This is a genomic window from Streptomyces sp. NBC_00691 (assembly GCF_036226665.1).
Classification (GTDB): domain Bacteria; phylum Actinomycetota; class Actinomycetes; order Streptomycetales; family Streptomycetaceae; genus Streptomyces.
In genome coordinates this window covers 3,522,040-3,543,664 of the sequence record NZ_CP109007.1, presented here as the reverse complement: position 1 = coordinate 3,543,664, position 21,625 = coordinate 3,522,040, and the positions used below count along the sequence as shown (strand labels likewise).

The 21,625-nt window shown below is 71.5% G+C and carries 17 protein-coding genes; 8 read left to right on the top strand and 9 right to left on the bottom strand.

The window, feature by feature from the left end:
* The first annotated feature begins 58 nt into the window (after positions 1–58).
* From OG392_RS15810 to OG392_RS15800, 3 genes are all read left to right on the top strand, one after another.
* Complete coding sequence (locus OG392_RS15810; protein ID WP_329279803.1) at positions 59–1,798, top strand: N-acyl-D-amino-acid deacylase family protein; 1,740 nt, start codon at positions 59–61, stop codon at positions 1,796–1,798.
* Positions 1,795–3,246, top strand: a complete 1,452-nt coding sequence (locus OG392_RS15805; RefSeq protein ID WP_329279801.1) for an aldehyde dehydrogenase family protein — start codon at positions 1,795–1,797, stop codon at positions 3,244–3,246. The genes OG392_RS15810 and OG392_RS15805 overlap by 4 nt, the downstream gene beginning before the upstream one ends.
* A 238-nt stretch (positions 3,247–3,484) precedes the next feature.
* Positions 3,485–5,050, top strand: a complete 1,566-nt coding sequence (locus tag OG392_RS15800) for an APC family permease (RefSeq protein WP_329279799.1) — start codon at positions 3,485–3,487, stop codon at positions 5,048–5,050.
* A gap of 106 nt (positions 5,051–5,156) precedes the next feature.
* Here the strand turns inward: OG392_RS15800 and OG392_RS15795 are convergent, their stop codons facing one another.
* The 3 genes from OG392_RS15795 to OG392_RS15780 all read right to left on the bottom strand — a co-directional run bounded on the left by OG392_RS15795 (position 5,157) and on the right by OG392_RS15780 (position 6,972).
* Positions 5,157–5,363: a hypothetical protein gene (locus OG392_RS15795; protein ID WP_329279797.1), complete on the bottom strand. Its 207-nt coding sequence runs from the start codon at positions 5,361–5,363 to the stop codon at positions 5,157–5,159.
* A 291-nt stretch (positions 5,364–5,654) separates the two neighbouring features.
* On the bottom strand, positions 5,655–6,122 hold the full coding sequence (locus OG392_RS15785; RefSeq protein ID WP_329279796.1) for a carboxymuconolactone decarboxylase family protein: 468 nt from the start codon (positions 6,120–6,122) through the stop codon (positions 5,655–5,657).
* Positions 6,123–6,231: 109 nt separating this feature from the next.
* The gene (locus OG392_RS15780) at positions 6,232–6,972 is read right to left on the bottom strand and encodes a GNAT family N-acetyltransferase (RefSeq protein WP_329279794.1); all 741 of its coding nucleotides are present in this window, start codon (positions 6,970–6,972) and stop codon (positions 6,232–6,234) included.
* 176 nt (positions 6,973–7,148) lie between these two features.
* On the opposite strand from OG392_RS15780, the gene OG392_RS15775 reads away from it, so the two are divergent.
* Positions 7,149–7,979, top strand: coding sequence for an LLM class F420-dependent oxidoreductase (locus OG392_RS15775; protein WP_329279792.1), 831 nt, complete (start codon positions 7,149–7,151; stop codon positions 7,977–7,979).
* 178 nt (positions 7,980–8,157) lie between these two features.
* On the top strand, positions 8,158–10,743 hold the full coding sequence (locus OG392_RS15770) for a bifunctional FO biosynthesis protein CofGH (RefSeq protein ID WP_329279790.1): 2,586 nt from the start codon (positions 8,158–8,160) through the stop codon (positions 10,741–10,743).
* A gap of 4 nt (positions 10,744–10,747) precedes the next feature.
* Here the strand turns inward: OG392_RS15770 and OG392_RS15765 are convergent, their stop codons facing one another.
* Positions 10,748–11,827, bottom strand: coding sequence for a tyrosine-protein phosphatase (locus tag OG392_RS15765; protein WP_329279788.1), 1,080 nt, complete (start codon positions 11,825–11,827; stop codon positions 10,748–10,750).
* 154 nt (positions 11,828–11,981) lie between these two features.
* Between OG392_RS15765 and OG392_RS15760 the strand changes: the two genes are divergently transcribed.
* Positions 11,982–13,100 (top strand): ADP-ribosylglycohydrolase family protein, encoded by a 1,119-nt coding sequence (locus OG392_RS15760; protein ID WP_329279785.1) that lies wholly within the window; start codon positions 11,982–11,984, stop codon positions 13,098–13,100.
* A 34-nt stretch (positions 13,101–13,134) separates the two neighbouring features.
* On the opposite strand, the gene OG392_RS15755 is transcribed toward OG392_RS15760, so the two are convergent.
* Positions 13,135–14,679 carry a sodium:solute symporter family protein gene (locus OG392_RS15755; protein ID WP_329279783.1) on the bottom strand — a complete coding sequence of 515 codons (1,545 nt, stop codon included), beginning with the start codon at positions 14,677–14,679 and terminating at the stop codon, positions 13,135–13,137.
* Positions 14,680–14,842: 163 nt separating this feature from the next.
* Positions 14,843–15,625, bottom strand: coding sequence for an SDR family oxidoreductase (locus tag OG392_RS15750; protein WP_329279780.1), 783 nt, complete (start codon positions 15,623–15,625; stop codon positions 14,843–14,845).
* Positions 15,626–15,707: 82 nt separating this feature from the next.
* Between OG392_RS15750 and OG392_RS15745 the strand changes: the two genes are divergently transcribed.
* On the top strand, positions 15,708–16,544 hold the full coding sequence (locus OG392_RS15745; RefSeq protein ID WP_329279778.1) for a hypothetical protein: 837 nt from the start codon (positions 15,708–15,710) through the stop codon (positions 16,542–16,544).
* Positions 16,545–16,692: 148 nt separating this feature from the next.
* On the opposite strand, the gene OG392_RS15740 is transcribed toward OG392_RS15745, so the two are convergent.
* The 3 genes from OG392_RS15740 to OG392_RS15730 form a co-directional block, all read right to left on the bottom strand.
* Positions 16,693–16,893, bottom strand: coding sequence for a DUF397 domain-containing protein (locus OG392_RS15740; RefSeq protein WP_329279776.1), 201 nt, complete (start codon positions 16,891–16,893; stop codon positions 16,693–16,695).
* Between the two features lie 204 nt (positions 16,894–17,097).
* Positions 17,098–17,958, bottom strand: a complete 861-nt coding sequence (locus tag OG392_RS15735; protein WP_329279774.1) for a helix-turn-helix domain-containing protein — start codon at positions 17,956–17,958, stop codon at positions 17,098–17,100.
* Between the two features lie 205 nt (positions 17,959–18,163).
* Positions 18,164–18,862 (bottom strand): GOLPH3/VPS74 family protein, encoded by a 699-nt coding sequence (locus OG392_RS15730; protein WP_329279772.1) that lies wholly within the window; start codon positions 18,860–18,862, stop codon positions 18,164–18,166.
* Positions 18,863–19,036: 174 nt separating this feature from the next.
* Here OG392_RS15730 and OG392_RS15725 point away from each other — a divergent pair, with 174 nt between their 5' ends.
* Positions 19,037–21,505, top strand: coding sequence for a D-alanyl-D-alanine carboxypeptidase (locus OG392_RS15725; protein ID WP_329279770.1), 2,469 nt, complete (start codon positions 19,037–19,039; stop codon positions 21,503–21,505).
* Positions 21,506–21,625: the final 120 nt, after the last annotated feature.

The following is a 21,625-nucleotide window of genomic DNA, read 5'->3' as shown; positions in this document are numbered from 1 at the left end:
TTCCGCGGCGGCCCCCGGTCCGGGGCACACCCGTGTCCACGTCCAGAAAGGGACCGTCATGCTCGACCACCTCATCACGGGCGCCACCGTCGTGGACGGCACCGGCGCCCCCGCCCACGTCGCCGACATCGGCATCCGGGACGGCCGGATCGCCGTCGTCGCCGAGCCCGGCACCGTACGGGAGGACGCCCGGACCACCGAGGACGCCACCGGTCTCGTCCTCACCCCCGGCTTCGTCGACCCGCACACCCACTACGACGCCCAGCTGTTCTGGGACCCGTACGCCACTCCCTCCATGAACCACGGCGTCACCACCGTCGCCGGCGGCAACTGCGGTTTCACCCTCGCCCCGCTCCACCCGGACCGGCCCGAGGACGCCGACTACACCCGCCGCATGATGTCCAAGGTCGAGGGGATGGCCCTCAAAGCCCTGGAGGAGGGCGTCGACTGGTCCTGGTCGTCGTTCGCCGAGTACCTCGACGCCCTCGACGGCCGGATCGCCGTCAACGCCGGTTTCATGGTGGGCCACTGCGCCCTGCGCCGGTACGTGATGGGCGCCGACGCCGTCGGCGGGCAGCCCACCCCCGAGCAGCTCGCGCACATGGTCGCCCTCCTCAAGGAGGCCATGGAGGCCGGAGCCTGGGGGCTCTCCACCACCCAGTCGTCGACCCACTCCGACGGCGCCGGCGCCCCCGTCGCCTCCCGGCACGCCACCGCGGACGAGCTGGTCGCGCTCTCCCGCGCCGTCGGCGAGCACGAGGGCACCCAGCTCGAAGCGATCCTGGCCGGCTGCCTCGACCAGTTCTCCGACGACGAGATCGACCTGTTCGTCGAGATGACCGCCGCCGCGGGGCGCCCCCTCAACTGGAACGTCCTCACCATCGACGCCGCCGTCCCCGAACGCGTCCCGCGCCAGCTCACCGCCTCCGAGCGGGCCCGGAAGTCCGGCGGCCGCATCGTCGCCCTCACCATGCCGATCCTGACCCCGATGAACATGTCGCTGGGGACGTTCTGCGCCCTCAACCTCATCCCGGGATGGGGCGAGATCCTCGGACTTCCCCTCCCCGAGCGGATCGCGAGGCTCCGCGACCCGGACGTGCGGGCCGAGATGCTGCGGCGCGCCGACTCCAAGGAGGCCGGCGTCTTCCGGCGCCTGGCCCACTTCGGGCGGTACGTCATCGGGGACACGTACAGCCCCGAGAACGAGGGACTCACCGGCCGCGTGGTGAACGACATCGCGGCCGAGCGCGGCCAGGACGCCTTCCAGTGCCTCGTCGAGATCTGCGCCAACGACGAGCTGCGGACGATCCTGTGGCCGATGCCCAGCGACAACGACCCGGCCTCCTGGGCGCTGCGCCGCGAGACCTGGGACCACGAGGACGTGATGCTCGGCGGCTCCGACGCGGGCGCCCACCTGGACCGGATGTGCGGGGCGCCGTACACGACCCGGTTCCTCGGCGACTGTCTGCGCGGCCGCAGGCTCGTGCCCCTGGAGCGGGCGGTGCGGATGCTGACCGACGACCCGGCCCGGCTCTTCGGGCTCCGCGAGCGCGGCCGGATCGCCGAGGGTTTCCACGCCGACCTGGTCCTCTTCGACCCGGAGCGGATCGACGCGGGCCCGGCGACCCTGGTGCACGACCTGCCGGGGGACAGCCCGCGGCTGGACTCGCGGGCGGTCGGGATCGTGTCCGTGCGGGTCAACGGCGTGGAGACGGTACGGGACGACGAGGTGACCGGCGCGGTCCCGGGGAAGGTGCTGCGCTCCGGCCGTGACACGAGGACGGTGGCGACCAGGTGAACCAGCAGCTCTTCATCGGCGGCGAGTGGGTCGAGCCCGACGGCGGTCACTACGAGGTGATCGACCCCGCCACGGAGGAGGTCGTCGGTCTCGCCCCGGAGGCCTCCCGCGCCCAGGTGTACGACGCGGCCGCCGCCGCCCGCGAGGCCTTCGACTCCTGGTCCCGTACGACACCGGAGGAGCGGGCGGCGATCCTCGACCGGGCCGCCGATCTGATGGCCCGGGACGCCGAGGCGAACACCCTCCTCGCCCGTGCCGAGACCGGCGCCACCACCGGCACGGCGCGCGGCATGCAGGTCGCCGTCGGCTCCGCCCGTTTCCGGCGGTACGCGCGCGGGGCCATGGAACCGGTCGAGCAGGCGCTGCCCCCGCAGATCAACGAGGCGGGCCCGATGGGGAAGGCCGGGGTCTTCGGCGCCGTGGCGGTGCGCCGCCCGGTCGGCGTCGTCACCTGCATCACCTCGTACAACAACCCCTGGGCCAACCCTGCCGGCAAGGTCGCCCCCGCGCTCGCGATGGGCAACACGGTCCTGGTGAAGCCCGCCCCGCAGGACCCGCTCTCCGTGTACGCGATGACCCGGGCCCTGGAGGAGGCCGGCGTCCCGCCGGGTGTCGTGAACGTGGTCACCGGCTCCTCGGTGGAAGCGGGGCAGGCGGCCGTGGACTCCCCGGACGTCGACATGGTGTCCTTCACCGGCTCCACGGCGGTCGGGCAGGCGATCGGCGAGGTCTGCGGCCGCACGCTCAAGCGGCAGCTGATGGAGCTGGGCGGCAAGGGGGCCGCGCTCGTCTTCGACGACGCCGACCTGGATTCGGCGGTCATGGGGATCGGGACGACGTTCTCCTTCTACAGCGGACAGATCTGCACGGCCCCGACCCGGGTGCTCGCCCAGCGCGGGATCTACGAGCGGCTGATCGAGAAGCTCACCGGCTATCTGGCCTTCATGAAGGTGGGGGACCCGGCGGAGCGGGGCACGATCGTCGGCCCGGTGATCTCGGCGGCCCACCGCGACCGGGTGGAGTCGTACGTCGAGCTGGGCCGGAAGGAGGGGGCGCGGGTCGTCGTCGGCGGCGAGCGGCCGGACCTCGCGAAGGGCTTCTACGTGGCGCCGACGCTGCTCGCCGACTGCACCAACGAGATGCGGGTGGTGCGGGAGGAGATCTTCGGGCCGGTGGTCGTGGTGGTCCCCTTCGACGACGAGGAGGAGGGGATCGCACTCGCCAACGACAGCGAGTACGGACTCCTCGACTACGTGTGGTCGGGCGACGTGGCCCGTGCCTTCCGGATCGCGGCCCGGCTGCGGGCCGGCGGGGTGGGGGTGAACACGATCGGACGGAACATGGAGGCGCCGTTCGGCGGATTCAAGCGGAGCGGGGTCGGACGCGACGTGGGCTCGTACGCGCTGCACGCGTACAGCGAGCTGCAGGCGGTGGTGTGGCCGGGCTGACGACGTCCCCGAAAATTCCTCGGGAAAATTTCGAAACGGACATTTCGGGCTGAGCTGCGGTTCCCGCATATCGGACACGGACCGACCGACCTACCAGTTGGTCGGTCCATGGCGTTGGTCGATCTTTCAATCATTGGTGTCCCTCCACTTCGACCCCCGCAATGCAAGGCGGTGATCGATCAAGCGAGCGGATTCTGATCGTCCGGATATGGAAACCGCAGCATTTAACGTCCTGTTCATGACTCAGGTGGAAGCGCGGCCCCAGGCCGGAGACACGGTAAGGGGCGTCAACGCCCCGGGCGACACCAACGGCGTGCGCACCAAAGGCCTCGGCGGAAACTCCGTCGGCCTCCTCGGCAGTGCCGTCATCGGCATCTCGACCGTCGCCCCCGTCTACTGCCTGACCTCGACACTCGGCTCCACCGCCGGCGAGGTCGGACTGCAGATGCCCGCGATCTTCCTCGCCGGCTTCCTCCCGATGCTCCTCGTCGCCTTCGCGTACCGGGAGCTCAACAAGGTCATGCCCGACTGCGGCACCTCGTTCACCTGGACCGTGAAGGCCTTCGGGCCCCGGATCGGCTGGATGTGCGGCTGGGGCCTGGTCATCGCGACGATCATCGTCCTCTCCAACCTGGCGGGCGTCGCGACCTCCTACTTCTGGCTCCTCGCGGGTGAGATCAGCGGCAGCGGGTCCATCGCCGCCCTGGACGACAACAAAGCCGTCCACATCGTCACCTGCCTGGCCCTCATCGCCGCGGCCACCGCGATCAGCTACCGCGGCATGACCGCCACCAAGGGCGTCCAGTACACCCTCGTCGGCCTCCAGCTCGTCGTCCTCGCCGTCTTCGTCGGCATGGCCCTGACGAAGGCCGGCTCCTTCGAGACCTCGGTCGACTTCTCCTGGTCCTGGATGAACCCCTTCGCGGTCCAGTCCTTCGCGGCCTTCACCGCCGGCCTCTCGCTCTCGATCTTCATGTACTGGGGCTGGGACGCCTGCATGGCGACCAACGAGGAGACCACCGGCAGCGCCAAGACCCCCGGCCGTGCCGCGCTCATCGCGATGGTCGTCCTGGTCGGCTCCTACCTGGCCACCGGCATCGCCGCCCAGATGGTCGTCGGCTCCGGCGAGGAGGGCCTCGGCCTCGCCAACCCGGAGACCTCCGACAACGTCTTCGCCGCCCTCGCCGGCCCGGTGATGGGCCCCACGCTCGGCATCCTGCTCTTCGTCGCGGTCCTCGCCTCGGCGGCCGCCAGCCTCCAGACCACCTTCATCCCGGTCGCCCGCACGGTGCTCGCGATGTCCACGTACGAGGCCCTGCCGAAGTCCTTCACCAAGGTCCACCCGGTCTTCAAGACCCCCGGCAAGGCCACGATCGTGGCCGGTGTCGCCACCGGCGTCTTCTACACCGTGATGACCCTGCTCAGCGAGAACGTCCTGGTCGACACCATCTACGCGCTCGGCCTGATGATCTGCTTCTACTACGCGCTCACGGCCTTCGCCTGCGTCTGGTACTTCCGCGGCGAGCTCTTCCGCTCCGGCCGGAACCTCGCCTACAAGGGCCTCATGCCGCTGCTCGGCGGACTGATGCTCACGGCCGTCTTCGGCAAGACGCTCTACGACATGTGGGACCCGGCGTACGGCTCCGGCTCCGCCGTCTTCGGCGTCGGCTCGGTCTTCGTGATCGGCGTCGGACTGCTGCTCATCGGCGTGGTGATCATGCTGGTCATGCAGCGCCGGAGCCCCGCGTTCTTCCGCGGCGAGGTCCTGACGAAGGAGACGCCGTCACTGGTCGTCGCCGACTGAGTCCGGCGTAGCGTTCTCAAGTCATCGAGACACGAAGGTGGCGGGCCCGTGGGGGGTCCCGCCACCTTCGTCCCGCGTCTTCCGCCGTCCGCCTCCCGCGTACGGCTCAGTGGCGCCCGGGGAGCAGGCGCTCCACCGCCGCGTTCGCGGTCGGCAGGTCCGGCGTACCGGCCGGCTTGGCCTTCGGGGTCAGGACGCCGCTGAGCGGCACGACCGACGGCAGGCTCGCGTCGGCGGCGGCGGTTCCGGCGGCGGCGAGACCGCCGGTGGCGGCGAAACAGGTCAGGGCGACTGCGGTCAGCATCTTCTTCATGCCCGCACCAACGCGGACGGCGTGGATCCGGTTACGAGGACGCCCCGAAGCCTCCCCCGGACGCCCCCTCGCCTCCCACGGAGGCATCCCGCGGATGCGTCCATGTATGGGGAGACGAACTGGTCGCTGCGCCCCGGGCGGGCGGGCGACAAGGCGGTGCGGGCTTCTGCCTGGAGTACTTCTACCTGGCCCCCGAGACCCGGGGGCGGGGCCCCGGGACGGCGGTGCTGCGGGAACTCCTCGCCCGGGCGGACGAGGCCGCCGCACCCGCCCGACACCCGGCGGCACCCCTCAGAGAGCGACTCCGGCCGGCTGCCGGACGGTGACGTTGAGCCGGTTGAACAGATTGGTGACCGCCACCATCAGCACGATCGCGGCGAGCTGCTTCTCGTCGTAATGGTCGGCGGCGGCGTCCCAGACGTCGTCCGGCACGGCGTCCGAGGTGTCGGCGAGCCGGGTCGCCGCCTCGGCCAGGGCGAGGGCCGCGCGCTCCTCGTCGGAGAAGTATGGGGTCTCGCGCCAGGCGGCGACGGCGAACAGCTTCTCGTCGCTCACACCGTTCTTCCGGGCGCTCTTCGCCCCGTAGTCGACGCAGAACCCGCAGCCGTTGATCTGGCTCGCCCGCAGGTGCACCAGCTCCAGGGTCGACTCGGGGACGCCGCCGTCGCGGGTCGCCTTCACCAGCTCCTGAATCGCCGGGCCCGCTCCGGGGAGGAGGTAGGCGGGGTTGGTCATCCGGGGGGTGGTCGCGTGCGCCATGGTGATCGCTCCTCAGCGTCTCTCGGTGGGGCGTTCCGTCGCCCTCACCGCATTGACGGAGCGGACCCCCACGATGTGACACCCCCGGACGGCCTTCCGCGGATTCTCTCTACGGCTCCGCGATGAGCGCGGTGGCGACCGTGCGGAAACCGAGCCGTCCGTACAGCCGGGCCACGTCCGCGTCCGAGGCCGACAGGAACACCAGCTCCACACCGCGCGACCGGGCGTCGGCGACCAGGGCCGCCGTCACCGCAAGACCGAGGCCCCGGCGCCGCGCCACCGGGACGGTGCCGACCCCGACGACCTCGGACACGGCCCCGACGGGCTGGTGCTGGCCCGCCGAGAGCGCGGTGCCGGTGTCGTCCAGGGCCGCCGAGAGATGGGTGAGTCCCGCCGCGATCCGGTCGGCGACCTGGGCGACGACGTCCGGCGTCGGCTCGGCGCCGAAGGCCGCGTACGGGGCGGCGACCGCGCTCGCCAGGAACGGATCGCGCGCGCCGACCATCCGCACGGTGACGCCCTCGGGCACGGCCACCGGCAGCCCTTCGCCCTCCAGGACCATCAGCGGATGCTCGTGGACCGTGAGCCCGCTCGCCTCCACCGCCGCCCGCAGCCCCGGCGTCGTCTCCGCCACCCATTCGAACGCCTCGGGCGCCCCCAGCTCCCGCTGCCGCGCCCGGACCCGGTCCACGTCGGCGACCGTCACCTCCCCGCCGTGACCGAGGGCGGGCCGCGCGTAGTACGGCCAGCCCGCGCCCTCCCGTACGAACAGGGTCAGCGGCCCGAACTCCTCGGCGCGGGCGGCGGAACGGGGAACGGCGTCGTAGTACGTCTCGATTCGCTTCAGCACGGGGTCACGGTAGGCGCCCGGGCGGGAAGCCGCCCGCGGATTTCCGCCCGCGAGCCGGGACGGGCGGTCCGTCAGCGGGCCTCCAGGAAGACAGGGTTCGTGAACGCCCGGCCAACGCGGCACGCACTCACGTCGCACCCCTCGGAAATCCCGGCCCCACGCCCTACCGTGCCGCTATGCGGATCTCGACCACGATCTTCCTGACCGACGAGACCATCAGCCCGGTGCGGCTCGCGCGCGAACTCGAACAGCGCGGGTTCGGCGGGCTCTACCTCCCCGAGCACACCCACATCCCCGTCGCCCGGGACACGGACTACCCGGCGGGCGGGGAGCTGCCCCGCGAGTACGGCCGCACCCTCGACCCCTTCGTCGCCCTCGGCCAGGCCGCCGCCGTCACCGAACGCCTCGCGCTCGGCACCGGCGTCACCCTGATCACCGAGCACGACCCGATCGCCCTCGCCAAACAGATCGCGACCCTCGACCACGTCTCCGGCGGCCGCTTCACCCTCGGCCTCGGCTTCGGCTGGAACAAGGAGGAGGCCGCCGACCACGGCGTGGACTGGCGCACCCGCCGGGACCTCGGCCGCGACCGCCTGAACCTGATGCGCGCGCTCTGGGCCCCCGAACCCACCGCGTACGAGGGCGGGTTCGGGCACTCGGTCCGCGCCTCCGAGGCCTGGCCGAAGCCGGCGGGCGGCGCGCCCCGCATCCTCCTGGGCGGCGCGGCGGGCCCGAAGCTCTTCGCCCAGATCGTCGCGCAGACGGACGGCTGGATGCCGATCGGCGGCCGCGGCCTGACGGAGTCGCTCCCGGTCCTCAAGGAGGCCTGGGAACAGGCGGGCCGAGACCCGAAGACCCTGGAGATCGTCCCGTACGCGGTCCTCCCGACCCCGGGCAAGCTCGCCCACTACGCGGAACTGGGCTGCGAGGAGGTCGTGCTCCAGCTTCCCCCGGCGGACGAGGCGGAGGTCCTGCGCGTCCTGGACGGGTACGCCGAGTACCTCTGAGGGCGGTGGGGCGGCTGCGGCGGCCCCTGTGCCGGGCCGACGGCGACGGCGACGATCCGGTCTCCTCGGAGACCCGGATCGTCGCCGTCGCCGTCCGCACCGGCTTCGCACGGCCGGATCCGCCGCTTCCTGCGGGGACCCGAAGCCGCTCCGCGGTGCCCGCTCGTATGCTCGGTTCATGACGGATGACCAGGAAGCTCGCCCCTCCGCGAATGCCATGCGCCGTGCTCTGAGGCGGGCCAGGGACGGGGTCGCGCTCGATGTCGGTGAGGCGGCCGTGCTGTTGCGGGCGCGGGGGGAGGATCTGGCGGATCTGGTCGCCTCGGCCGGGCGGGTGCGTGACGCCGGGCTGGAGGCCGCGGGGCGGCCCGGGGTCATCACGTACTCGAAGAGCGTGTTCATACCGTTGACCCGGCTGTGCCGGGACAAGTGCCATTACTGCACCTTCGTCACCGTGCCCGGCAAGCTCCGCCGTGCGGGCCACGGCATGTTCATGTCTCCCGACGAGGTCCTCGACATCGCCCGCCGCGGTGCGGAACTGGGCTGCAAGGAAGCCCTGATCACCCTCGGCGACAAGCCCGAGGACCGCTGGCCCGAGGCCCGCGAATGGCTCGACGCCCACGGCTACGACGACACCATCGCCTACGTCCGGGCGATGGCCATCCGCATCCTCGAAGAGACCGGGCTCCTGCCCCACCTCAACCCGGGAGTGCTGTCGTGGACGGACTTCCAGCGGCTCAAGCCCGTCGCGCCGTCGATGGGGATGATGCTGGAGACGACCGCGACCCGGCTGTGGTCCGAGCCCGGCGGTCCCCACCACGGCTCCCCCGACAAGGAACCAGCCGTCCGCCTGCGCGTCCTCGAGGACGCCGGGAGGTCCTCCGTGCCCTTCACCTCCGGACTGCTCCTGGGCATCGGGGAGACCCTGGAGGAGCGGGCGGAGTCGCTGTTCGCGCTGCGCAGGATCGCGCGGGCCTATCACTCCGTCCAGGAACTGATCATCCAGAACTTCCGGGCCAAGCCGGACACGGCGATGCGCGGCATGCCCGACGCGGAGCTGGACGACCTCGTCGCGACCGTCGCCGTCGCCCGCCACATCATGGGCCCCACCGCCTGCCTCCAGGCGCCGCCCAACCTCGTCGACTCCGCCTACGAACGCCTCATCGCCGCCGGCATCGACGACTGGGGCGGCGTCTCCCCCCTCACCATCGACCACGTGAATCCGGAGAGGCCCTGGCCGCAGATCGAGACCCTCGCCGAGCGCTCCAGGGGCGCCGGGTTCGAGCTGCGGGAACGGCTCTGCGTCTACCCGGAGTTCGTCACCCGCGGCGAGCCGTGGCTCGACCCCCGGCTCCTCCCGCACGTCCGCGCCCTCGCCGACCCGGAAACGGGACTGGCCGACCCCGACGCGCCGGTGCGCGGGCTGCCGTGGCAGGAACCGGACGAGGCGTTCACCTCCTCCGGCCGCACCGACCTGCACACCACCATCGACACCACCGGCCGTACGCACGACCGGCGCGAGGACTTCGACCACGTCTACGGCGACTGGGACGCCCTGCGGGAAGCCGCCGCCCCCGGCATGGTCCCCCAGCGCGTCGACTCCGACGTCCGCCAGGCCCTCGCCGTCGCCGCCGACGACCCCACCCGACTCACCGACGCCCAGGCCCTGGCCCTGCTCCACGCCGACGGACCGGCCCTCGACGCCCTCACCCGTATCGCCGACGACGTCCGCGCCTCGGTCTCCGGCGACGACGTGACGTACATCGTCACCAGGAACATCAACTTCACCAACGTCTGCTACACCGGCTGCCGTTTCTGCGCCTTCGCCCAGCGCCGCACCGACGCCGACGCCTACACCCTCTCCCTTGACCAGGTCGCCGACCGCGCCGCACAGGCCTGGGACGTCGGCGCCGTCGAGGTCTGCATGCAGGGCGGCATCCACCCCGATCTCCCCGGCACCGCCTACTTCGACATCGCGCGCGCGGTCAAGAAGCGCGTCCCCGGCATGCACGTCCACGCCTTCTCCCCCATGGAAGTCGTCAACGGCGCCACCCGCACCGGCCTCTCGATCAAGGAGTGGCTCACGGCGGCGAAGGAGGCCGGGCTCGACTCCATCCCCGGCACCGCCGCCGAGATCCTCGACGACGAGGTGCGCTGGGTCCTCACCAAGGGCAAACTGCCCACCGCCACCTGGATCGAGGTCATCACCACCGCCCACCAGCTCGGTATCCGCTCCTCCTCCACGATGATGTACGGGCACGTCGACCAGCCCCGCCACTGGCTCGGCCACTTCCGCACCCTGGCCCGCATCCAGCAGGAGACCGGCGGATTCACCGAGTTCGTCACCCTCCCCTTCATCCACACCAACGCCCCCGTCTACCTCGCCGGCATCGCCCGCCCCGGCCCCACCGCCCGCGACAACCGCGCCGTCATCGCCATGGCCCGCCTCCTCCTCCACCCCCACATCCCCAACATCCAGACCAGCTGGGTCAAGCTCGGCACGGAGGGCGCCGCCGAAATGCTCCGCTCCGGCGCCAACGACCTCGGCGGAACGCTCATGGAGGAGACCATCTCCCGCATGGCCGGCTCCAGCTACGGCTCCTACCGCTCCATCCGCGACCTGGAGGCCATCGCGGAGGCGGCAGGCCGCCCGGCGAAGCCCCGGACGACCCTCTACGGCGACGTACCCGAGGAACGACAGCGCACCGCGAGGGCGTCGGACGGACACCTTCCGGAGCTGCTGCCGGTCCTCCCCCAGGAGTAGGGGCTCAGCCGACCAGCAGGTCCTTCTTCAGCTCCTTGAGCTCCCGGTCGTCGATGCCGAGGCCCTTCCGCAGGTATCCGCGGAAGGAGCCGTACTCCTCCTCGACCTCGTCGAAGCTCGCGTTGAGGTACGCGGGGCGGACGTCGAGGAGGGGCTTGTAGACGGCGGCCTGCGGGGCCGGGAGGTGGGAGAGGATCGCCTCGTTGGCGGCGGCCCGGTAGGTGTTGCTGGCCAGGTAGTCGGCCATGACCGTCTCCCCGGGGACCCCGAGGGCGGTGAGCAGGGCGGCGTTCGACCAGCCGGTGCGGTCCTTGCCGGCGGTGCAGTGGAAGAGGACACCGCGCCTGCGGTCGGTGCCGATGCCGTCGAAGACGGTGGTGTAGGCGGTGCGGGCGGTGTCGCCGCTCACCATGAAGCGGTTGCCCTCGGCCATCATCGCCTCGGCCTCGGCGGGGCTCTTCGGCATCGACGTGAAGGTGCCGGTGCCGGCGAGGACGTCGGCGACGACGTGCGTGGCGCCGGCCGGGACGCGGTCGGGCGCGGTGGTCCGCTCGGACTCCATGCGCAGGTCGAAGACCGTACGGACGCCGAGGCGCTTCAGCTTGGCGAGGTCGGCGTCGGTGAGCTTCTCCAGGGAGTCGGAGCGGTAGACCTCGCCCATCCGCACCCAGTGGCCGTCGGTGGTGCGATAGCCGCCCGCGTCACGGAAGTTGACCGTGCCCTGGAGGCGGATCAGCCGGTCGGCGAGGTGCAGCGAGGTGCCCCGGTCGGGGACCAGGTCGAACCAGCGGCGGTCGGTGGCGGCGAGCCCGGAGACGGTGACCGAACCGGTGGCGCCGCCGCGGGCGACGGTACGGCCGCCGGTGCGGATCGTGACCCCGCGGGTGCCGGGGGCGTTCCACGCGACGGTGTAGGTGCCGCCGGAGTTCTCGGTGACGGTGGCGGCGGTGAAGGGGACGCGCCGCTCGTCGCCGTGCCGGTGGCCGGGGGAGTGCGCGGAGGCGGTCGGGGCGACGAGGCCGGTGAGCAGGACGGCCGCGAGGGCCGCGGTGGAGAGGGGCGTGACTCGTGTCAGGGGGTTCATGACGCGGATCGTTCAAGTCATGCCCAAACCTCGGGTGAACTGTGGTCAAAAGTGGACTGAAGGGCTTCGGATCACATACCGTTCCGGCCCCCGAACGGACGTACCCGGTCCATTACAGTGCTGCGCAGACCGGTCTACGGGGGGAGGGCACGTCGTGGCCACAACAGCCGCGGCCGTGTGGGGCCGCGCCGAACAGCAGGACTTCCGGGCCCGCGTACGGGGCTGTCTGCTCGGCGGAGCCCTCGGCGACGCCCTGGGCGCGGGCGTCGGGGGACTCACCCTCGACGAGATCCGGGAAGCCCACGGACCTGACGGACTCGGCGAGCCCACGCCCGCCTTCGGCCGCCGCGGCGCCGTCACCGCCGCCACCCAGATGGGGCTCTTCACCGTCGACGGCCTGATCCGCGCCCAGGTCCGCCGCGACACCGGCGCCTGGCATCCGCCCACCGACATCCACCGGGCGCATCTGCGCTGGGCCGCCACCCAGCGCGACTGGGGGCCCGACGAGCGCCGCAAGGACAACGGCTGGCTCGCCCGCGAGGAATGGCTCTACGCCCGCCGCGACCCGTCCCGCGCCTGCCTCACCGGCCTCGGCGACGAGATCCTCGGCACCCTCGAACGGCCCAAGAACCCGCAGGCCGCGGACTCCGGCGCGCTCGTCCGCTCCGCCCCCTTCGGGCTGCTCGTCGGCTGGGAGCCGCAGCTCGTCTGCCAGCTCGCCGTGGAGTGCGCCGCCCAGACCCACGGCGCCCCGGCCGCCGGCCTCGCGGCCGGCGCCTTCGCGGTCGTCGTCCACGGCCTCGCGCGCGGCGGCTCCGTGGAGGCGGCCGTCGACCGGGCCCTCGGGCAGCTGGCGGCGCGCCCCGGCCACGAGCCGGTCACCGAGGCGCTGGGCCGCGCCCTCGGAGCCGTACGGGAAGGGGTTCCGGACCCGGAGCGGGTGGCGGCCCTCGGGGCGGCCGAGGACCGGGCGGAGGGGCAGCTGGCGGCGGCCGTGTACTGCGCCCTGGTCGGCGAGGACGTACGGCACGGACTGCGGCTCGCGGTGAACCACGACGGGCCGTCCGCGGTGACCGGGGCGCTCACGGGCGCCCTGCTCGGCGCCCTGCACGGCGAAACGGCCCTCCCGCCGGCCTGGCTGGCCGAACTGGAGGGCCGTGCGACGGTCCTGGAGCTCGCGGACGACTTCTCGATGGAGATGACGCAGGGTGCCGCCCTGCACGGCCCGGCGGAGTCGTCGCCGGGCTGGCTGGCGCGCTACCCGAGGGGCTGACCGGGGTCCTCCGGGTGAGGCCGGCCGGCGTCCCTCAGGCGAGGGGCCGGCCGGCGCGCTCGCCGCCCTGCGCGGGGATCGCGGCGCCGTCCTCGTCGTCCGGGTCGCCGCCGATCCGGGCGAGCAGCGCGTCCCGCTCCGGGGTGTCCTCGGGCCGGACGAAGCCGATGAGCACGTACAGGACCAGGGACGTGGCGAGCGGCGAGACGATCTGGATCTGGAGCTCGATGCCGTCGAGGCCGTAGTTGGTGAGCCAGAAGACGAAGAGTCCGGCGGCCCAGGAGACGAGCGCCGCGGTCGGTCCGGACTTCCGGAAGGTGCGGAGCAGGCCGAGCATGAAGGGGATCGCGATCGGCCCCATGAGTCCGGCGACCCACTTGATGACGACGGTGATGATGTCCTTGAAGGTGGGGGAGTTGACCTGGGTGGCGATGGCCATGGACAGCGCGAGGAAGGCGATGGTCGACCAGCGCGCGGCGAGCAGACCGGCCTTCTGGCTCCAGCCCCGGGCGGCCTTGCTGACGGCGGGGGCGATGTCACGGGTGAAGACGGCGGCGATGGCGTTGGCGTCGGAGGAGCACATGGCCATGGTGTGAGAGAAGAAGCCGACGACGACCAGGCCGAGGAGGCCGTGCGGCAGCAGCTGCTCGGTCATCAGGGCGTACGAGTCGGAGGCGTCGGGCTTCTTCGGGGTGACGAGCAGCGGCGCGACCCACATGGGGAAGAAGAGGACCAGCGGCCAGACGAACCAGAGCACCGCGGAGAGCCGGCCGGAGCGGGTGGCCGCACGGGCGTCGGGGGTGGCCATGTAGCGCTGGGCCTGGTTCCACATGCCGCCGCTGTACTCGAAGGTCTTGATGAAGAGGTACGCGAGGAGGAAGGTCAGCGTGTACGGGCCGGCCGTCGGCGCCGTGTGGCCCTGGAGCTCGGGACGGTCCCACACGGTCCACAGCGCGCTGAAGCCGCCGAGCTTGCCGAGTACGGCGACGAGCATGGCGACGCCGGCGAGGAGCTGGATGACGAACTGGCCGAGTTCGGTCAGGGCGTCGGCCCAGAGGCCGCCGACGGTGCAGTAGACGCCGGTGACCACACCGGTGATGAGGATGCCCTGGTTGAGGGAGATACCGGTGAAGACGGAGAGCAGGGTGGCGATGGCGGCCCACTTCGCGCCGACGTCGACGATCTTCAACAGGACGCCGGACCAGGCGAGGGCCTGCTGCGTGGGGAGGTTGTAGCGGTCCTTGAGGTATTCGAGCGGGGAGGCCACCTTGAGGCGGGAGCGCAGCCGGTTGAGCCGGGGCGCGAAGAGGCTCGCGCCGATGGCGATGCCGATCGCGATGGGGAAGGACCAGGTGACGTAGGACGTGACGCCGTAGGTGAAGGCGATGCCCGCGTACCCGGTGAACATCACCGCGCTGTAGCCCGACATGTGGTGGGAGATGCCGGAGAGCCACCAGGGCATCCGGCCGCCGGCCGTGAAGAAGTCGGAGACGGTGTCCACCCGCTTGTGGGACCAGACACCGATCGCGACCATCACGCCGAAGTAGCCGATGAGCACGACCCAGTCGAGACTGTTCATGGAGCCCCCTCCAGGGGATCTGGTCCGCCTTGTGAACGCCGTTCATGGTGTGGCGAGTCACAAGGCAGGGACAATGCAATGGAGGGTCAAGGGACAGTAAAATCGTTCTGTTTACTGACCCTTGTTCACGTCTATGAACTTGTCCGGCTGGTTCAGGAAGGGCTCACCGCATCAGCTCACCCGCGTTGACCAGCAGGGACTGACCCGTGATCGCCCGCGCCCGGTCCGAGGCGAGGAAGGCCGCCGCCTCCGCCACGTCCCCGTCCGTCGCGAGCTCCGGAAGCGCCATCCGCTCGGTGAGCCGTGCCAGTACCTCCGCCTCCGGGACCTGCTCGGTGTGCGCGGTGAACTGGACGAAGGCCTGCACCGGCGGACCCCACATCCAGCCGGGCAGCACGGTGTTGACCCGGATGCGGTGCGGTCCCAGCTCGTGCGCGAGCGAGTACATCGCCGAGGTCAACGCCCCCTTCGAGGCCGCGTACGCCGCCTGCCGCACCTGCGTGGGCGCGGCCACCGCCGACTGCGTCCCGATCAGGACCACCGAACCCCCGCGCACCTTGAGCGCAGGCAGACAGGCCCGGGTCATTCGCAGGGTCCCGAGCAGATTGACGTCCAGCACCCCCTGCCAGGTGGCGAAGTCGGCGTCCTCCAGACCGCCGAAGTAGGAGTCCCACGCGGCGACGTGGACCACCGCGTCGATCCCGCCGAACCGCTCGGTCGCGAGGGCGGCGAGCGCCTCGCACTGCGCCTCGTCGGTGATGTCGGTGGCCCGGTGGGCGGTACGGCGCCCCTCCGGGTCGATCTCGGCGGCGGACTTGGCGAGGTTGGCCCCGGTACGGGCGCCGAGGACCGCGTTGCCCCCGTCCCGTACGACCGTCTCGGCGATGCGATGGCCGAGTCCGGCGCCGACACCCGACACGACGACCGTCTTCCCCTGGAGCAGCATCCGGGTCCTCCCTGGGCCTGTTCATCGATCTGACGGTCCGTCAGAGTAGGGCGGTGTCGCCGACAAGGGAAGGGGAACGAGGATGAGCGAGGAGACCCGCAGCGAGACGTACGCGGAGCTGGCGTCCGTCGGCCCGTACGGGGTGCGGCCCGGCCACGCGCTGATCACCATGGTCGAGCCGCATCCGGGCCACGAGTACGCGTACAACCGCTGGTACGAGGACGACCACTACTACGCCGGCGCCATGGCGATGCCCTGGATGTACGCGGGCCGCCGCTGGGTCGCCACCCGCGAACTCCAGGACCTGCGCGGCCCGGAGAAGTCCGCCGTCGCCCGGCCCGTCACCGCGGGCTGCTACCTCTCCACGTACTGGATCACCGAGGGCCGCTACGACGACCACATGAAGTGGACCGTCGGCATCAACAGACGGCTCAACCGCGACGCCCGCGTCCACCAGGAACGGACCCATGTCTTCACCGCGTTCCAGGACCACGAGACGACCGTCTACCGCGACGGGGCGGCGGGCCCGCGCGACTTCCACGCCCTCGACCACCCCTACGCGGGGCTGATCCTCCAGGTGATCGACACCGAGGGCCCGGAGGAACGCGCGGCCCTCCTCGAACGACTGCGGGCCGGGGAACTGCCCCGCCGGCTCGCCGGCTCACCGGCGGCGATGGTCACGGTCTTCCGCCCGACCCCGCTCCCCGGCGACCGCATGACGTACGTGAAGCAGGTCGAGGGCGTCGACACCCGGCTGACCCTGCTGTGGTTCCTCGAACGGGACCCGAGGGAGTGCTGGACGGAGCACTTCGCGGACCTGGAGTCGCTGGGCGGCCCCGAGGGCGGCCGGGTGGAACTCGTGGCGCCGTTCATCCCGACGATCCCGGGAACGGACCGCTACGTGGACCAGCTGCGCTGACCTTCCGTGCCGCTCTCCGGCCCGGGCAGAGGCCGAGCCCCCTCGGCCAGGACGGCGGACCGGTCGAGAGGGCTCTTGCGTACTGCGGGCGGTACGTCTGGTGCGGGTACCACCGGTGGTGCCTGGCTGACGGCTCCAGCGACGGGGCTCAGAGGGCCCCGTCGCTCACCTCGCCGACGAAGGCGTTCCACGATCCCGGTCCGAAAGAGAGGGAGGGACCCTCGGGGGCCTTGGAGTCGCGCACCGCGATCGCGGCCACGAGGGGGGACTTCACTTCGACGCAGGCCCCGTTCCCTCCGGAGTACGAGGACTTCGTCCAGGTGTCGGTGCCACCCTGAATAATCGCCATGCTGCTCAGCTCCGGTTCTGCCAGTGGATGTGTCGCGCCAACGTTCTTGCCGGCGTGATCGACGCTACTCGCCGGTCCCGTCCGGCGGGACCGGCGTTCACACGTCCGAGTGGCATATTCCAACTGGGCTTCCGTGGGAGCGAGTACGCGGTGTACCGTACCCGCCCAGCTGCTTTTCGGACCTGAGCCGCGACGCTTTCCGGCTCAGCCCCTGGCGTGCTTCTTCACCATCTCCGAGATGAAGTCCCGGGTCTGCTCGACGTTCAGGGCCTGCGCCCTGAGGTGCTCGTACATGACGCTGTACTTGCCGACGTCCTGCGCCTTCTCCAGATACAGATCGCTCGTCACGCCCTCGATGTAGACGACGCTGGAGTCGGACGTGTCCGGGAACTCCAGGATCGAGTACTGCCCGCTGATCCCGGGATGCGCGCCCATCTCGAACGGGATCACCTGCACGGTGACGTGCGGCAGGTGCGACTGCTCGATGAGGTGCTCCAGCTGTTCCACCATCAGCTGCCTGCTGCCGACGATCCGGTGCAGCGCGCCCTCGTCGATGACGGCCCACAGCCGCAGCGGACGCTCGTCGTCCCGGATGCGCTCCTGGCGGCGGGTGCGGACCGTGACCCGCTTCTCGATGTCCGCGGGCGCCGACTCCGGCAGCGCGCCGGTGATGACCGCCTCCGCGTACGCGTGCGTCTGGAGCAGCCCGGGGATGATCTGCGGCTCGTACATCCGCAGGCTCTCCGCGTCGGTCTCCAGGCCGATGTAGACGCTGTACGGGATGTCGCCGAAGGCGTGCCACCAGCCCTGCTGGCGCGAGTCCTTGGCCATCTGCATGAGGGAGTCGACCATGCGCTCGTCCTCGACCTCGTACACACCGCACAGGTCGCGCACATCGCGCTGACTGATGGAGCGACGGCCGTTCTCCAGCCGGCTGATCTTGGACTGGGAGACGAGGAGGCGCTCGGCGACCTGCTCCGCCGTCATGTTCTTCGCTTCCCGGAGCTTGCGCAGCTCCTGGCCCAATCGGCGTCGCCTGACGGTGGGGTTGACGTTGGACGCCACGGAAACTGCACCTCCGGCTGTCTGCTGCGTAGCTGTGAGTATCTACCGCTTGGCAGACTGCCACCAATGGCCGGGTGTGCGCTGGAAAACGACCACAACCTATGCCCCGCCGAGCTCGGGAAACGCGCGTGTGCGGGGCGGCCGTCCAGACCGCCCCGCACACCTGTGCGGCTCCCGGGTGGGTTCTGTGCTGCGCGTGGGATGCCTAGGACGCCGCCGCGCGGGCCATGCTGCCGCGAGGCTGCGCCGGGACACCCGCGGCGCTCCGGCGCGGCTGTGCCGCCGCGCCGTTCTGGACGTCCATCACGGCGTGCGCCACGAGTCCGCCCATCGGGTCGTGCCGGATCAGATCGCGCAGCCGGGACCGCGACGACCGTCCTTCGTTGCCGGGGTAGAGGTGCTTCCCGAGACCGACCGCGTGGGCCAGCGCGGCAAGCGCCGCGGTCCGCGGGTCCGGCGGTACGCCGGTGCGGATCGCACTGTCCAGCCGGGAACGGATCTCCCGACTGATCGCCGTGTCCGTCGCCTGGTAGCGAGTCGTCGGCAACACCCCGCACATCTGGGTCTCCACGGCATGCACCATGCCGCATCGCTCCAGATGCGAGAGATACGTCTGACGGAGCCCCAGTCGGGGTCCGCCGATCCAGTGGACGGCCCGAACCGGGCTGCCGCGCCTGCGCAGCAGCTCCAGTGCGGAGTCCAAGGTCGGATCTCCGGTCGGCCGTGGCATCACCACGGCGATACGATCCCCGTCAGGGGCTATCCGGCCTGCCAGCGCCAGCTCCACTAGCTGTGCTCCGGCCAGGCCGAGGTCGAGCGACTGCGGCTGCGCTGTGGTACCCGTGGTCGGGTCCAGAGCGAGCAGCAGAAGCTCTTCCGGAATGGTTCTGCGGCTCCTGCCCATCCATGCCTCCCCGCGTGGATGAATGACAGGGTGACCCCTCTCACATTCATCTGTCGAGAGTGCCTGGGTGGTTCATCCGGGAACCAGTAGGTATGTCGTTCTCGTCTAGCACGGGGGCCAAGGGGTCCACACAGGACACTGGTACACGGACCGGTACATGGTCCGTACGTAGCCATGACGCATGGAGGAGGCACGGTGGCGGGCGAGTCCCCCGACAAGGCGGAGCAGCAGGGGTCGTCTCAGGAGACGACCGCCTCGGGCGGCGGCAGGGATCCTCGGCTTTCCGTGCTCCATGAGTCGGACGCCTCGTCGGCGGCTCCGGTTGCGTCGTCCTCGGCTTCGGCGGTCCAGCTGGACCAGCCGACGGCCGTCTTCAAGTCGCTGGCGCCGCGGACTTCGGAGGACGACGCCCCGGCGGCCACGCCCGAGCCGGAGACGCCGGATTCGCCGGAGCGGTCCGAGAAGCCGGAACCGTCGGAGAAGCCGGAGCGGGAGCCGGAGAAGGCTCCCGAGCCCGAGAGCGACCGCCTGAAGGCCGCTGTGGCGGCGTGGGTGGCGACGGCGGATGAGCCGGAGACGGAGCGCGAGACGGAGCGGGAGGCGCCCGCGGGGTCCGTCGAGGACGAGTCGGAGTCGGAGTCGGGGTCGGACGGGTCCGACGCCGAGGACGCTGCCGCGCGCGAGCCGGAGGGCGATGAGCCCGAGGGTGCGTCCGAGACGGACGACGACTCCGGCGACAGCTCCGACGGCGAGTCGGACGACGACTCCGGCGACGGCTCCGAGGAGGAGGCCGTCGAGGCGGAGGCGGCCGCGGAGGACTCCGAGGAGAAGCCCTCCGTGGAGTCCTGGTTCACGACGCGGAAGCCGGCTGCGGACGCGAAGCCCGCGGCCGAGGCGCCCGCCGGGGAACCCGCCGCCCCCACCGACGTGGCGGACTCGGACGGCGAGGACGGCGAGGACGGTGCCGATGCCGATGCCGACGCCGACGTCGTCGAGGACGAGCCGGTCGACCAGCCCACGACCATGTTCAAGGCCGTCCGGCTGCCCGTGGACCAGCCGACGACCGCGCTGAAGCTTCCGTCCTCCCTGACCGGCAACGGCGCGGGCAAGGACGCCGGCAAGGGCGCCGGCACCGGCGACACCGACAGCGAGCGCACCAGCACCTTCCGGCCGCTGCGGGCGGACATCCCGGCCGAGCAGAAGGCCCAGGCGGCCGCCGCGGCGGCCCCCAAGGCGCCCGAGGCTCCCAAGCCCGCCGCCTCCGCCCCCGTACAGCCGAAGGCGCCGTCCGCGCCTTCGCCCGCGCCCGCGCCCGCGCTCGCCGAGCCCGAGCGGACGCGGCAGCAGCCGCTGCCCCCGCTGCCCCCGCTCGACCTGCTCGCCGAGCTGACGAACACGCCGCCCCCGCCGCCCACCCCGCTGCGGACGACCGTGCGCCGGGTGCGGATCTGGACCCCGCTGCTCCTCCTGGTCCTGATCGTCTTTGCGATCGTGCAGATGGCCCGCCCGCTGCCCGCGCCCGTGCTGACGCTCTCGGCCGCGCCGACCTTCACCTTCGGGGGCGGCGAGCTCAAGCTGCCGTTCCCCACCGAGGGACAGGGCGCGGTCGAGGTCGAGGGCGTCGGATCCATGGGGACGTACGGGCCGCAGAAGCCGGCCCCGATCGCGAGCGTCACCAAGACGATGACGGCGTACGTGATCCTCCGTGACCACCCGCTCAAGGGGAAGCAGAAGGGCCCCGAGATCGAGATCGACCAGAAGGCCGCCGATCAGGGCAAGGCGGAGCACGAGTCGACGGCCAGGGTCCAGACGGGCCAGACGTACTCGGAGAAGGAGCTCCTGGAGCTCCTCATGATCCCCTCCGCGAACAACGTGGCCCGGCTGCTCGCGCGCTGGGACGCCGGTTCGGAGGCCGCGTTCGTCGAGAAGATGAACGCCGCCGCGAAGGACCTGGGCATGACCCAGTCCACGTACACGGACCCGTCGGGTCTGCTCGACAGCACCGTGTCGACCCCGCAGGACCAGCTGAAGCTGGCGAAGGCGGTCATGCAGTTCGACGTGTTCCGCGAGATCGTGAACATGCCCAACCTGACGGTGGACGGCCTCCCCGGCCGGATCGAGAACAACAACAACATCCTGCTCAAGCCGGGCGTGAGCGGCATCAAGACCGGCTCGTCGACCCCGGCGGGCGGCAATCTGCTCTGGTCGGCGAACACCGTCGTCGACGGCCAGAACCGGCGCATCCTCGGCATCGTGATGGGTGCGAAGGACGCGGAGCAGCTCAACGACAAGCTCCAGCTCGCCATCGACAACAGCTACAAGATCATCCAGCAGGCCCAGAAGGACGTCGCCTCGGCAGCCGTGGTCCGCAAGGGCCAGGTCCTCGGTTACGTCGACGACGGCCTGGGCGGCCGGACGCCGGTCGTGGCGACGAGGGAACTGAAGGCGATCGGCTGGCCGGGCCTCCAGGTGAAGCTGGCGCTGACGGACGGCGGCAAGGCCGTCCCGCACGCCGGCAAGGCGGGCGACATCATCGGCCAGGTGTCGATCGGCACGGGCGCCGGCAAGGTCAGCTCCCCGGTCGCGCTCCAGGCGGACCTGGCGGAGCCCGGCTTCGAGAAGAAGCTCACGCGCGTGGGCTGACGCGTCCGGGACGGCCGCTCGCCGAGTTCCTCGGGCCGGGCGGCCACCCGCTCGGCCGGGCTCCCCGGGTTCTCCGGGGGGCCCAGCTGTTAGCGTTTTCCCGGGGACGAGTACGACGCG